The following is a 12,685-nucleotide window of genomic DNA, read 5'->3' on the forward strand; positions in this document are numbered from 1 at the left end:
TCGCGCCGTTCCCCGCGGCCCTTGCAGGGCGTTCCCCGCGCCCCTTTCGAGGGCGTGGGCGGCGCCTCTTCCCTGGTACATACCGACCGGTTAGTCTGACGCCGTAGCTGAGCCGCGACTGAGGAGACCGATGGTGGGAGCCTTTCAAGAGGCCAAAGTCGTTGTCACGGGGGCCGGAGGCGGGATCGGGGCCGCGCTCGCCCGGCGGTTCGCCGCCGAAGGGGCCAAGGTCGTCGTCAACGACCTCGACGCCGAGCGGGCCAAGCAGGTCGCGGACGACATCGGGGGCATCGCCGTGCCCGGTGACGCCTCGGCGATCGTCGGCGACGCCCGCGACGCACTCGGCGGGACGGTCGACGTGTACTGCGCCAACGCCGGCGTCGCCGCCGACGGCATCGACCCCGGGCTCCCGCTGGACGAGAAGGCCTGGGCCCTGTCCTGGGACGTGAACGTCATGGCCCATGTGCGGGCCGCGCAGGAACTGCTCCCCGCCTGGCTGGAGCGCGGCAGCGGCCGGTTCGTGTCCACCGTGTCCGCCGCCGGGCTCCTCACCATGATCGGGGCGGCTCCCTACGCCGTCACCAAGCACGGCGCGCTCGCCTTCGCCGAGTGGCTCTCGCTGACCTACCGGCACCGGGGCGTGAAGGTCCACGCCGTCTGCCCGCAGGGCGTGCGCACCGACATGCTGGCCGCCACCGGCAGCGCCGGCGACCTCGTGCTCCGGCCGACCGCGATAGAGCCGGAGGACGTGGCGGACGCCCTGCTCAAGGGCATCGCGCAGGACAGGTTCCTGATCCTGCCGCACCCCGAGGTCGCCGCCTACCACCAGGCCAGGGCCGGCGACCCCGACCGGTGGCTGTCCGGCATGAACCGCATCCAGCAGCAGTGGGAGGCCGGCCGGTGACCACGTCCCCCTACGCCGCCAAGCCCTGGCTCGCCCTGCTCAGCGACGCCCAGAAGGGCGCGATCAGCCCTCCGGACTCCCTCGTGCACGCCCTGCGCCGGGCCGTGGCCGAGTCGCCCGGGAGCGACTTCCTGGCCTACTTCGACGGCCGGCTGACCTACCGGGAGGTCGACGAGCTCAGCGACTCCGTCGCCGGGCACCTCGCGCAGCGCGGTCTGGGGCGCGGCGACCGGGTCGCGGTGCTGCTGCAGAACTCCCCGCACTTCGTGCTCGCCGTGCTGGGAGCCTGGAAGGCGGGCGCGGTCGTCGTGCCCGTCAACCCGATGTACAAGTCGGGTGAGGTGGCGCACGTCCTGGAGGACGGCGAGGTCGCCGCGCTGATCTGCTCGGACCGGGCCTGGGAGTCGTACCTGCGCGAGACGGCCGCCGACTCGCCCGTGCGGATCGTCCTCACCGCGTGCGAGCTGGACTTCCAGAGCCGCGGCGACGCGCGGGTGCTGACCTTCGAGCGGCTGCCGCAGGCCCCGGACGCCGACGACCTGGTGACCGTGGCACGGGCCGGGCACAAGGCGCCGCAGGACCGGGACCCGGACCCGGGCGACATCGCGCTGATCAGCTACACCTCGGGCACCAGCGGCACCCCCAAGGGCGCCACCAACACGCACCGCAACATCATGTACAACTCCGAGCGGCAGCGCACCGGCCTGGGGCTGCCCGAGCGGCCCGTCTACTTCGCCCTGGCGCCGCTGTTCCACATCACCGGAATGGTCTGCCAGTTCGGTGCCTGCCTGACCAGCGGGGGCACGCTCGCGCTGGCCTACCGCTTCGAGGCCGGGGCGGTGCTCGACGCCTTCGCCGAGCACCGGCCGCACTACACCGTCGGCCCGTCCACGGCCTTCATGGCCCTGGCCGCGCACCCCGCCGTCACCCGGGACCACTTCTCCTCCTTCCGGGTGATCTCCTCCGGCGGCGCCCCGCTGCCCCCGGCGCTCGTGGAGAAGTTCCGGGCGGGCTTCGGCCCGTACATCCGCAACGGCTACGGGCTGACCGAGTGCACCGCGCCCTGCGCCTCCGTGCCCCCCGGGCTGGAAGCACCGGTCGACCCGGTGTCCGGGACCCTCGCCGTGGGACTGCCCGGCCCCGACACGGTGGTCCGGATCGTCGACGACACCGGCCGGGAGGTGCCCTTCGGCGAGCAGGGCGAGATCGTCGTCAGCGGCCCGCAGGTCGTGCCCGGCTACTGGCGCCGCCCCGACGCCACCGCCGAGACCTTTCCCGGCGGCGAACTGCACACCGGCGACATCGGCTTCATGGACGAACAGGGCTGGCTGTACGTCGTCGACCGCAAGAAGGACATGATCAACGCGTCCGGCTTCAAGGTGTGGCCGCGCGAGGTCGAGGACGTCCTCTACACGCACCCCGCGGTGCGCGAGGCGGCCGTGGTCGGCGTGCCCGACGGCTACCGCGGGGAGACCGTCAAGGCCTACATCAGCCTGCGCCCGGACGCCGACACGGACCCGGATGCACTCGCCGCCTACTGCAAGGAGAGACTGGCCGCCTACAAATATCCGCGTCAGGTGGAGATCCTGCCGGACTTGCCGAAGACGGCCAGTGGGAAGATCCTCCGGCGGGAACTGCGTTCCCGCACGCAAGGCAACTGACAGCAGAACGGAAAGGCAGGTGGCGGCAGTGCCCAGGACCACGGACTCGGACGGCACGCCCGTGCCTCAGCGGCTCCTGGCCGCCGCCACCCGGCTCTTCGCCGATCAGGGCTACGACCGCACCTCGGTGCAGGAGATCGTCGAGGCGGCCGGTGTCACCAAGGGTGCGCTGTACCACTACTTCGGTTCCAAGGACGACCTGCTGCACGAGGTGTACGCGCGGGTGCTGCGCATCCAGCAGGAGCGGCTGGACGCCGTGGCCGGTGCCGACGAGCCGGTCGAGCAGCGGCTGCGGGCCGCGGCCGCGGACGTCGTGGTGACGACCATCGACAACCTCGACGACGCGATGATCTTCTGGCGCTCCATGCACCACCTCAGCCCCGAGAAGAACAAGCAGGTCCGCTCCGAGCGGCGCCGCTACCACGAGCGGTTCCGCGCGCTCGTCGAGGAGGGCCAGGAGTCCGGCGTCTTCTCCAGGGCGACCCCGGCGGATCTGGTGGTCGACTACCACTTCGGCTCGGTCCACCACCTGTCGACGTGGTACCGCCCCGACGGTCCCCTCACCCCCCAGCAGGTCGCCGACCACCTGGCCGATCTGCTGCTGCGCGCCCTGCGCCCGTGACACCCCCGGCGCCCCGGCTCAGGTACGGCCGTGGCTGCTCTCCGCCGACGGCTCGGACCGCTGCCGGGACTGCTGGGGCGTCGTCAGGTACTCGTAGGTGCCGGTGAGTTCCAGCAGGCGCCGCAGCGCCGGGCCGACCTCGTCCAGGTGGAAGGCGATGCCGTCCCGGCAGGCGACGCGGTGGATCTGCAGCAGGGTCGACAGCCCCATGGAGTCGACCAGCCCCAGCCGCCCGCAGTCCAGGCGCAGTTCCCCGACGTCCACGCGGCCCTCCAGAGCCGCCCGCACCCGCTGGAGCAGTTCCGCGCAGGTGTCGTAGTCCAGATCGCCGGTGAGAGCCAGCCGCACGGTGTGCGGGCCGGAGCCGAGGGAGGAGGTCACGTGTTTCGTCCAGCAGGTTGGGGTCAGGGGCGAGGGGTGAGCGCGGTGCGCCCGGCGTCCAGGAGCCGGCAGGCGCGGGGGAAGTCGTGCAGCTGCTCCTTCAGCAGGTCCAGGCAGGGCAGCAGCGAGCGCGCCGGCACGCCGCGTGCGCTGAGCACCTCGGCGGTCCAGACGAGGAAGTCGCCGAAGACGTCGTCGGCGTCCACGTACAGCGCGGCCGTCAGGAAGGCGACGATGTGGGCGATGTCCTCGGCGGTGCGCTCACGCTGCTCGTCGCTGTAGTCCCGCATCGCGGGGAAGCGCTGCTCCAGCGACCCGAAGGTGTCGCGCACCAGACGGGTCGAGGACTTCGCGACGAGCGTGTATTCCTGGTCGCGCAGATGCGGCAGGTCGTCGGCCGCCTGGTGGGCGGGCGTCGGCCGGCTCAGGGGACCGGCAGCCAGCCGGTCGGCGGCCGCGCGCGCGTCGGGAGCCCACGCGTCGGCGCCCAGCAGGCGGGCGTAGCGTCCGTCGGCACCGAAGGCGAGGCCACCGGCCATGACCGGGGTGCCGGCGGCCTGGACGGCGGTGATGGCGCTGTGCGCGAGAGGCAGCCGGGTGGGCAGCGAGCTCGACAGGCACACCGCGTCCGGTCCGGTGCGGTGGATGTGGCCGATCAGGTGGGCGGTGGGGACCTGCGCCCCGAGGTAGTCCACCTGCCAGCCGCGCAGCCGCAGCGTCTCGGACACCAGCCGCGCGGGCAGGGCGTGCCACTCCTGGTCCACGCAGGCGACCGTGATCCGGCCCCGGCTGTCCGCCGGGCGCCGGGCCGGCAGGACGGCGATGACCCGGTCGTTGATGGCGGTGGCGGCGTGCTCGTCGGCCACGCTCATGCGGTTGGCCGCCCACTCGGCGCCGACCTTGCGCTGCACCGCGCCGATCACGTCCAGCAGCACCGACTCGGGGCCCAGTCCCGCGGCCAGGGCGTCGGTGACGACGTCGACGGCCGCGTACTCGTCCGCCGCCCGGACGGCCGTCCACAGCTTGTCCGCCCAGGGAACCGCCCCGTCGTCGTCACGGGGCGGTGCGGCGAGGCTGCCGTCCACGTCGTGGCGGCCCGGCCCGTCCGTGTGTGCGGTGAGATGCCCGGTCATGCGGTGTACCTGCCCCGGGTCGCGCCGTCCACCGCGCTGAGGTGGGCGCCGCGGGGTGCGGTGATGGCCAGGACCGCGATGTCGTCGTGGCGTCCGTCGCCGATCCACTGCGAGGTGACCATCTGGACGCGTTCCACCACCGCCTCCGCCGGCATGCCGGCGCACTCGGCCGCGGCGCGTCTGAGGCGCCGGTCGCCGAACATGGTGTCGCCCAGCGGGCCGCCCCGGGCCTCGGTGACACCGTCGGTGAACAGCAGGCAGGTCTCCCCGGGGGCGAGGCGGACCCGCGCGGTGCGGGAGGTGACGGTCGGCAGGACGCCGATGAGGGTGCCGCGCGTGTCGGCCTCCTCCACGGTGCCGTCCCGCCGGATGATCAGCGGCGCGGGATGCCCGGCCGACGTGAGCCGCAGCACGACCTCGCGCTCCTCCCGGTGCACCGACGCCATCACGAGCGTGGCGAACCGGGTGTGGTGGCTGGTCCGCATGGCGTTGTTCACCAGGCGCAGCATCCGGGCGTGGTCCTCGGCCATCGGCAGCAGCGCGTGCAGGGCGTTGCGGATCTTGCCGGTCAGCACCGCCGCTTCCAGCCCCTTGCCGGCCACGTCGCCCAGCACCGCGAAGGTCTCGGGGGAGTCCTCGGTGGGCGGGTGGACGTCGTAGAAGTCGCCACCGATGCGTTCGGTGTCCTCGCTGGCCCGGTAGCCGCCCGCGAACTCCACGCCCTCCGTCTGCCGCAGGGTGGGCGGCAGGAGCTCGCGCATGAGGGTGTCGGAGATCGAGTTCTGTTCCGCGTAGAGGCGGGCGGCCGACATCGCCGCACCGGCCCGGGCGGCGAACAGCCCGGCCAGTGACTCCTCCGCCTCGGTGAACGCGTCCTGCTGCGCCCGGCGCAGCAGGACCAGCGCCCCGGCCGGAACGCCCAGGCCCGGGAGCGGTGTGATCACCAGCGAGCCGACCTCGCCGAAGCCCGGCGGGACCAGCCAGTCCGGGGCGGTCGCCGGGTCTATCCACCGCGAGGGCACCGGAGGGAAGCCCCGCAGCGCCTCGGCGAGGCCCGGCACGGTGTCCGGTGCCTCGGTCAGGATGCTGCGCGTCAGCGCGCCCCGGTGGTCGCAGGAGACCCTCGACAGGGTCCTTGCGGAGGTGGGGGCGATGACCAGCGCAGCGTCGGCCAGGTGCGCGGTGGCGAGGCGTGCCGTCACCTCCATGGACCGCTCCAGGTTCAGCGAGGCCAGCAGCGCGCTGGAGGCGTCGGTGAGGAAGCGGGTGCGGCTCCGCTCGGCCTCCAGCTCCGCGAGCGCCGAGCGGTAGGCGGTCTCCTCCAGCAGCCACCACACCGTCCGGCCGTCCGCCAGGAGGGACGGGTGCGCCGAGAACGACCGGTCGCCCACCTCCCCGGCGACGGGCTCCGGCCGGGTGCGGTCGGCGGTGGCCAGCCAGGCAGGGGAGACCAGCGGCTGCCCGGCACGGGCGGCGGGCAACAGGGCGAGGGCCGCGTCGTTGAGTTCCACGACGTGGCCGTCCGCGTCCAGCACCACCACCGGGCAGGGGGCGGCGGCGACGCTCACGGTGCTCAGCGCACCGGTGCGGGGCCTGGCCGGGGAAGAAGTCATGTACGGGGGCCCCTACGCGTGACCCACACCTCACTCTGCGAAGACGAACGTGGACTGTCTCGGTGCACAGTCCCGCAGTCCGGGTGTGTGGTGCAACCACCGGACTCGCCCCCAGTGCGACAAGGAGCGGCTTCAGCGTGCGAAACCACCCGAAACGGCCTTCGTACCCCTACGGCCGGTCATGAGACCGTGCGATGTTTCACACCTCGCTCACAACAGAGGCGGGCCCTCTTCAAGAGGGGCGGCCCCTCCTCGAAGCCGGGGAGTAGAGGCCGGGGAGTAGAGGCCGGGGAGTAGAGGCCGGGGAGTAGAGGCCGGGGGAAGCGGAGCGGCGGAGGTACGCACCCCCGCCGCCCGCGCCGCGTCACAGGTACCGCTTCAGCTCCCGCCGCGCCAGCGACCGCTGGTGCACCTCGTCCGGCCCGTCCGCGATCATCAGCGTCCGCGCCCCCGCGTACAGCTCCGCCAGCGGGAAGTCCTGGCTGACCCCACCGGCACCGTGCAGCTGGATCGCGCGGTCGAGGATGTCCACCACCGCCCGCGGCGTGGCGATCTTGATCGACTGGATCTCGGTGTGCGCGCCTCGATTGCCCACCGTGTCCATCAGCCACGCGGTCTTCAGCACCAGCAGCCGCAACTGTTCCACCGTCACCCGGGCGTCCGCGATCCAGTTGTGGACCACGCCCTGCTGCGCCAGCGACTTGCCGAACGCGTTCCGGGACACCGCCCGCCGGCACATCAGCTCGATGGCCCGCTCCGCCATGCCGATCAGCCGCATGCAGTGGTGGATGCGCCCGGGGCCGAGTCGCGCCTGCGCGATGGCGAAGCCGCCGCCCTCCTCGCCGATCAGGTTCGACACCGGCACGCGCGCGTGGTCGAAGATCACCTCGGCGTGGCCGCCGTGGTAGTGGTCCTCGTACCCGAAGACCTGCATGGCCCGCTTGATCGTGACGCCGGGGGTGTCGCGCGGCACCAGCACCATCGACTGCTGGCGGCGGATGTCCTCCCCGCCGGGGTCGGTCTTGCCCATCACGATGAAGATCTTGCAGTCGGGGTGCATCGCCCCGGAGATGTACCACTTGCGGCCGGTGATGACGTACTCGTCGCCGTCCCGCTCGATGTGCGTGGTGATGTTGGTGGCGTCCGAGGAGGCCACGTCCGGCTCGGTCATCGCGAACGCCGAGCGGATCTCGCCGGCCAGCAGCGGCTCCAGCCACTGCTTGCGCTGCTGCTCGTCGCCGAACTGGGTGAGCACCTCCATGTTCCCGGTGTCGGGCGCCGCGCAGTTCGTCACCGTCGGCGCCAGCTGCGGGGAGCGGCCCATGATCTCGGCGAGCGGAGCGTACTGGAGGTTGGTGAGCCCCGCCCCGTACTCGGAGTCCGGCAGGAAGAGGTTCCACAGGCCCTGCCTGCGGGCCTCGGCCTTCAGTTCCTCGACCACGGGCACGGTCTCCCACGGCGAGTCGAGCCGCTCCCGCTGCTCGTGCGCGACGGCCTCGGCCGGGTAGACGTGCTCGTCCATGAAGGCGAGGAGTTTGGCGCGCAGCTCTTCGGTGCGCGCGTCGAAAGCGAAGTCCATGTGGATCAGCCCTCCTGGAGGCCTGCGTGGAGCGTGGTCAGTCCGTGCCGGACGAAGACGGGGACGAGGTCGCCGATGCGGTCGAAGCCGCGCCCGACCGTCTGGCCCAGGGTGTAGCGGTAGTGGATGCCCTCGAGGATCACGGCGAGCTTGAACCAGGCGAAGGCCGTGTACCAGGCGACCGCGGAGACGTCGCGCCCCGACCGCGCGGCGTACCGCTCGATGAGTTCCGACGGGGCCGGGTGCCCGGGCGCCTCGGCGGTGGTGGAGACGGGGGAGTCGGGCATGCCGAGCGGCATGCTGTACATCACCAGCAGACCGAGGTCGGTGAGCGGGTCGCCCAGCGTCGACATCTCCCAGTCGAGGATCGCCTTGATCCGGTCGTCCGCGCCGATCAGCACGTTGTCGAGCCGGTAGTCGCCGTGCACGACGGCCGGGGCGGGGGAGTGGGGCAGTTCGCGCCCGAGGGCGGCGTGCAGCTCGTCGATGCCGTCCAGGTCGCGGTTGCGGGAGGCGTCCAGCTGCTTGCCCCAGCGCCGCAGCTGCCGGTCCAGGAAGCCCTCGGGCCGTCCGAAGTCGGCGAGACCCACCTCGCCCGGGTCGACCGCGTGCAGCTCCACCAGCGTGTCGACGAGGTTCAGCACCGCACCCCGGGTCCGCTCCGCACCGATCGGGGCGAGCTGGTCGGCGGTGCGGTAGGGCGTGCCGTCGACGAACTCCATGACGTAGAAGGGCGCTCCGAGCACCTCCTCGTCCTCGCACAGCAGCACCGGCTGCGGGACCGGTACGGCGGTCGGGTGCAGCGCGCTGATCACCCGGTGCTCGCGCTTCATGTCGTGCGCGGTGGCCAGGACGTGGCCGAGCGGGGGGCGGCGCACGACCCACCGGGACGTGCCGTCGGAGAGCGCGTAGGTGAGGTTCGACCGTCCGCCCTCGATCAGCCGGCCGGACAGCGGGCCGTTCACCAGACCGGGCCGCTCGCGCTCGAGCAGGTCGCGCAACCGTTCGAGGTCGAGTCCGGGCGGGTGGTCGGGGCTCATACGTGGCTCCTACGGGCAGGTGAACAGGTCTCCGCCTTATGATGCCGACCGGTCGGTATGTCGTCCAGAGCCGGACCGAAACGTGATCGGAGCCACGATAGGCCGACCCCTTCTCCCGCGAGGAGCCCGGGGAGGTCCCCGCCCGCTTCGTTCAGGTCATCCGGCTTGCGTGTCGTGCGGCGACCCCGGAAGGTCGGAGCCATGAAGGCCATCAGCTACTCACGGTACGGCGGTCCCGAGGTACTGGCGTTCGGGGAGGTCCGTGATCCGAAGGTCGGCCCGGACGCGGTGCTGGTCAAGGTGCGGGCGGCGGCCGTGAACCCCGTCGACTGGAAGTGCCGCGAGGGGTACCTCGACGGCATCCTCGACCCCGTGTTCCCCGTGGTGCCCGGCTGGGACGTCTCGGGCGTGGTCGTGCGGCCGGGTGTGGCCGTCCCGGAGTTCGGCGTCGGGGACGAGGTCATCGGCTACGTCCGTGAGGACTTCCTCTCCCGCGGCACCTTCGCCGAGTACGTGGCCGCACCCGTGCGCACGCTCGCGCGCAAGCCGCGCAACCTCTCCTTCGAGCAGGCGGCCGGGCTGCCGCTGGCCGGCCTCACCGCTCACCAGGTGCTGTCGAAGGTGCTGCGGGTGAGGCGGGGCGAGACCGTGCTGGTGCACGCCGCGGCCGGAGGCGTCGGCTCGATCGCCGTCCAGCTCGCCGTCCACCTCGGCGCCCGGGTCATCGGTACGGCGAGCGAGTCCAACCACGACTTCGTGCGGGGCCTGGGCGGGGAGCCGGTGGTGTACGGCGAGGGCCTGGGCGAGCGGGTGCGGGGACTGGCCCCGGAGGGTGTGGACGCGGTGTTCGACACCGTCGGCGGCGACGCCCTGAAGGTGTCGGCGAACCTGCTGGCGCCCGAGGGCCGCCTGACCTCGATCGCCGACAACGACGTCGTGACCTACGGCGGCCGCTACTACTTCGTCCGCCCCGACGCCCAGGACCTCCAGCACCTGTCCGACCTCGCCGAACAGGGCGTGATCAGCGTGCACGTCGACGAGGTGTTCCCCCTGGAACGGGCGGCCGACGCTCACCGCCTGAACGAGGAGGGCCGCACCCGCGGCAAGATCGTCGTGACGGTGGACTGGGAGAGCGAGGGCGAGACACCGTCCTAGAGTCCTCGCGGCGCACCCGAGACCTCGGCCGGGCATCTCCCGGGCAGAATGAGCCCCGTGGGTGGGGTCCTCTTCAACGCGTGGGACTGACGACTTCAACGCGTGGGACCGACGTCTTCAACGCGCTTGGGGCCGACGTCCGAGCGGGACGGTGCGCCGGACCGAGTCAGAGCACGAGGGCCGCTCCGCACACCGCCATCGCCACCGTGCACAGCACCGCGGCCGCCGCGTGCCGTGGGGTGAACGCCGCGGGACTCGGGGTCGTCGCGAGGGTGCGGATGCGCCGGTGGGCGACGCTCAGGAAGCCCAGCCAGAGCACACAGCACACGGCACAGACGACGATCCCGGTCGCGGAGGTCCCGCCGTGCAGCGCCGCCTTCACCGCCAGCACCGCGACGACCGTGCCCGACAGCGTCGTACGCCGCCACGCGAGCCGGGTCCGCTCGGGCTGCAGCCCGGGATCACGGCCGGGGTCCCGCCGCCCGGGGACGGGCCCGCTCACCCCTCCCACCCCACGACCACCACCACGACCATGGCGACGGCCACGACCGCGACGACGAGACTCAGCACCGCCGGGAACCGGGAGACCGGCAGGTCCTCACCCCGGCGCATGGCCCGCTCGCAGCGCACCCAGTGGTTGACCGCCCGCAGGGAGCACAGCACGCCCGCGGCCAGCAGCGCGAGCGCCAGCCCGGCACGCCAGGCCCAGCGCAGGTCCGGCAGGAACTGGTCCACCGCGAAGCCGCCGCCGATCAGCGCGAGCGCGGTGCGCACCCAGGCCAGGAAGGTGCGTTCGTTCGCCAGCGAGAACCGGTAGTCGGGCGTCTGGCCGTCCTCCCGGATCTCCGCGGGCGCGAACCACAACCGGACGTTCCGTACGAACTCGATCACGTGCGCGACCCTACCCGGGAGCCCCGTCCCGCCCGGTTGCGCCCGCCGCCCCGAACGCCTTGAGCCGCTCGTACGCGGCCAGCCCGTCCGGCACCCACTCCCAGTCGCCCAGCCGCCGCTCGACCTCGGCGTCGGGCAGGAAGGCGTGCCAGGCCACCTCCTCGGCCTGGGGCCGCACGGGGAGCTCGCAGCGCACCTCGTAGACCGCCGACCACCAGCTCCGGCCGGAGCCGTCGTCGTAGAGGAACGTGAAGAGGTGCCGCGGCCGGGGCAGGCCGGTCACGCCCAGTTCCTCCTCGGCCTCCCGCAGGGCCGCCGCGTCGTAGGACTCGCCCGCGCCGACGACCCCGCCGACGAACATGTCGTACAGGGAGGGGAAGACCAGCTTGGTCGCGGTGCGCCGGTGCACGAAGATCCGGCCCCCTGCGTCGCGGGCCTGGATGAACACACAGCGGTGGCGCAGGCCCCGGGCGTAGACCTCGCCGCGCGGGGCCCGCCCGACGACCCGGTCGTTGTCGTCGACGACGTCGAGGATCTCGTCAGCAGCGCTCATGCCCTCATCCAAGCAGGGCACGCGAGCACCGCGCGGCGGGGCACGTCAGGGCGAGGCCGGGCTCACCGCGGGGGCGGTCACCCGGGCGCGCTCGGGGGCCCCGCACGGCATCGCCGGGTGCATGCCGAGCAGCACGATCCCGGCGACCACGGCCAGCAGACCACCGGCCTCCCAGCTCAGGGCCATCGCGTCGGTGCGCAGCCGGTCGCCGAGGAACCCGACGCCGCAGACGATCCCGGCGAGGGGCTGCGCCGCGGTCAGGGCGGGCAGCGACTTGCGCAGGGAGGCGGTCTCGAACGCGCTCTGCACCAGGACCAGCCCCGTGACGCCCAGCGCGAGCACCGCGTACGGCTCCCAGCCGGTGAGCAGCTCGGCGAAGCCGCCGTCGGAGACCTTCTGCCCGCTGACCCGGGTCAGCGCGTCCTGCACGCCGTACAGCAGCCCGGCGGCGAGGGCCAGCAGCACCGGGCCGGAGCTCAGCCGGGACCGTTTGCCGCGGGTCGTGAGCAGCAGGGCGAGGCCGATCATGACCCCGATGATCACCCACTGGCGCACGGGGCCGGCCGTCGCGGCCCCGCCCTCCGGCCGGCCCGCCACGATGAACGCGGTCACTCCGCCGGCCAGCAGCACGAGGCCCGCCCAGCCCTGGCGGCCCAGCGGCTGCCGGCTCTGTCTGCGGGAGAGCGCGAGCGCGAACAGCAGGTTCGTCGCCAGCAGCGGTTCGACCAGGGAGAGCTCACCCTGTCCCAGGGCGGCCGCGCCCAGCCCCATGCCGACCACCATCAGCGCGATGCCGCCGAGCCAGCGGGGCACCTTCACGAGGTCGATCAGCAGGCGGAAGGAGAGGAAGTCGCTCAACGGTGCCCGCTGGGCCGCGTTCTGCTGCAGCACGAAGCCGAAGCCGAGACAGCAGGCGGCACCCAGGGCGAGCGCCAGAACTAGAACCGACACGCGGTGTACCTCGATCGTCAGGTCGGGTCACGGTTGCGTAGGGGCCGACTGTACCGGCCGGCGCCACCCGGCGCGCCCGTACGTCATGCCATCGTGAGGGGCGGCTCCGGGCCGCGCTATGACCTGCATCACATTGGACGTAACGGATAAAACGGATGCCATTCACGCCGGCCCCACAGGCCTCGTGCATCACAAGCCCCTC

General features: G+C 72.8%; 13 protein-coding genes. 4 read left to right on the top strand and 9 right to left on the bottom strand.

Going from position 1 to position 12,685, the window contains the following annotated elements; genetic code table 11:
- Positions 1–130: 130 nt before the first annotated feature.
- Genes ACFV20_RS08600 through ACFV20_RS08610 form a run of 3 tightly spaced genes read left to right on the top strand, consistent with a single transcriptional unit; the run spans position 131 to position 3,187 of the window.
- Entirely contained in the window at positions 131–904 is a 774-nt protein-coding gene (locus tag ACFV20_RS08600; RefSeq protein WP_385653982.1) for an SDR family oxidoreductase, read from the top strand.
- Positions 901–2,565, top strand: a complete 1,665-nt coding sequence (locus ACFV20_RS08605; RefSeq protein WP_385653983.1) for a class I adenylate-forming enzyme family protein — start codon at positions 901–903, stop codon at positions 2,563–2,565. Before ACFV20_RS08600 ends, ACFV20_RS08605 begins: the two co-directional genes overlap by 4 nt.
- Positions 2,566–2,593: 28 nt before the next feature.
- Complete coding sequence (locus ACFV20_RS08610) at positions 2,594–3,187, top strand: TetR/AcrR family transcriptional regulator (protein ID WP_385653985.1); 594 nt, start codon at positions 2,594–2,596, stop codon at positions 3,185–3,187.
- An 18-nt stretch (positions 3,188–3,205) separates the two neighbouring features.
- On the opposite strand, the gene ACFV20_RS08615 is transcribed toward ACFV20_RS08610, so the two are convergent.
- The 5 genes from ACFV20_RS08615 to ACFV20_RS08635 all read right to left on the bottom strand — a co-directional run bounded on the left by ACFV20_RS08615 (position 3,206) and on the right by ACFV20_RS08635 (position 8,933).
- Positions 3,206–3,568: an STAS domain-containing protein gene (locus ACFV20_RS08615; protein WP_385653988.1), complete on the bottom strand. Its 363-nt coding sequence runs from the start codon at positions 3,566–3,568 to the stop codon at positions 3,206–3,208.
- Positions 3,569–3,591: 23 nt separating this feature from the next.
- Positions 3,592–4,701 (bottom strand): B12-binding domain-containing protein, encoded by a 1,110-nt coding sequence (locus ACFV20_RS08620; protein WP_385653990.1) that lies wholly within the window; start codon positions 4,699–4,701, stop codon positions 3,592–3,594.
- Complete coding sequence (locus ACFV20_RS08625) at positions 4,698–6,314, bottom strand: PP2C family protein-serine/threonine phosphatase (protein WP_385653992.1); 1,617 nt, start codon at positions 6,312–6,314, stop codon at positions 4,698–4,700. The genes ACFV20_RS08620 and ACFV20_RS08625 overlap by 4 nt, the downstream gene beginning before the upstream one ends.
- Before the next feature lie 364 nt (positions 6,315–6,678).
- Positions 6,679–7,893: an acyl-CoA dehydrogenase gene (locus ACFV20_RS08630; protein ID WP_385653994.1), complete on the bottom strand. Its 1,215-nt coding sequence runs from the start codon at positions 7,891–7,893 to the stop codon at positions 6,679–6,681.
- A 5-nt stretch (positions 7,894–7,898) separates the two neighbouring features.
- Positions 7,899–8,933 carry a phosphotransferase family protein gene (locus ACFV20_RS08635; RefSeq protein WP_385653996.1) on the bottom strand — a complete coding sequence of 345 codons (1,035 nt, stop codon included), beginning with the start codon at positions 8,931–8,933 and terminating at the stop codon, positions 7,899–7,901.
- A 201-nt stretch (positions 8,934–9,134) separates the two neighbouring features.
- On the opposite strand from ACFV20_RS08635, the gene ACFV20_RS08640 reads away from it, so the two are divergent.
- A complete protein-coding gene (locus tag ACFV20_RS08640; protein WP_385653999.1) occupies positions 9,135–10,088 on the top strand; it encodes an NADP-dependent oxidoreductase in 954 nt (317 codons plus the stop codon).
- 166 nt (positions 10,089–10,254) lie between these two features.
- On the opposite strand, the gene ACFV20_RS08645 is transcribed toward ACFV20_RS08640, so the two are convergent.
- Genes ACFV20_RS08645 through ACFV20_RS08660 form a run of 4 tightly spaced genes read right to left on the bottom strand, consistent with a single transcriptional unit; the run spans position 10,255 to position 12,483 of the window.
- Positions 10,255–10,590: a DUF202 domain-containing protein gene (locus ACFV20_RS08645; protein WP_385654002.1), complete on the bottom strand. Its 336-nt coding sequence runs from the start codon at positions 10,588–10,590 to the stop codon at positions 10,255–10,257.
- Positions 10,587–10,979, bottom strand: a complete 393-nt coding sequence (locus ACFV20_RS08650) for a YidH family protein (protein ID WP_385654004.1) — start codon at positions 10,977–10,979, stop codon at positions 10,587–10,589. Before ACFV20_RS08650 ends, ACFV20_RS08645 begins: the two co-directional genes overlap by 4 nt.
- Before the next feature lie 10 nt (positions 10,980–10,989).
- Complete coding sequence (locus ACFV20_RS08655; RefSeq protein WP_385654006.1) at positions 10,990–11,532, bottom strand: NUDIX domain-containing protein; 543 nt, start codon at positions 11,530–11,532, stop codon at positions 10,990–10,992.
- Between the two features lie 45 nt (positions 11,533–11,577).
- Positions 11,578–12,483: a DMT family transporter gene (locus ACFV20_RS08660; protein ID WP_385654008.1), complete on the bottom strand. Its 906-nt coding sequence runs from the start codon at positions 12,481–12,483 to the stop codon at positions 11,578–11,580.
- Between the last annotated feature and the right edge of the window lie 202 nt (positions 12,484–12,685).

It is taken from the genome of Streptomyces sp. NPDC059696 (assembly GCF_042733745.1).
In the GTDB taxonomy this organism is placed as follows: domain Bacteria; phylum Actinomycetota; class Actinomycetes; order Streptomycetales; family Streptomycetaceae; genus Streptomyces.

Coding starts and splice junctions, on each gene's coding strand:
- ACFV20_RS08600 (WP_385653982.1), top strand. CDS start 131: ATGGTGGGAGCCTTTCAAGAGGCCAAAGTCGTTGTCACGGGGGCCGGA.
- ACFV20_RS08620 (WP_385653990.1), bottom strand. CDS start 4,701: ATGACCGGGCATCTCACCGCACACACGGACGGGCCGGGCCGCCACGAC.
- ACFV20_RS08625 (WP_385653992.1), bottom strand. CDS start 6,314: ATGACTTCTTCCCCGGCCAGGCCCCGCACCGGTGCGCTGAGCACCGTG.
- ACFV20_RS08630 (WP_385653994.1), bottom strand. CDS start 7,893: ATGGACTTCGCTTTCGACGCGCGCACCGAAGAGCTGCGCGCCAAACTC.
- ACFV20_RS08635 (WP_385653996.1), bottom strand. CDS start 8,933: ATGAGCCCCGACCACCCGCCCGGACTCGACCTCGAACGGTTGCGCGAC.
- ACFV20_RS08640 (WP_385653999.1), top strand. CDS start 9,135: ATGAAGGCCATCAGCTACTCACGGTACGGCGGTCCCGAGGTACTGGCG.
- ACFV20_RS08655 (WP_385654006.1), bottom strand. CDS start 11,532: ATGAGCGCTGCTGACGAGATCCTCGACGTCGTCGACGACAACGACCGG.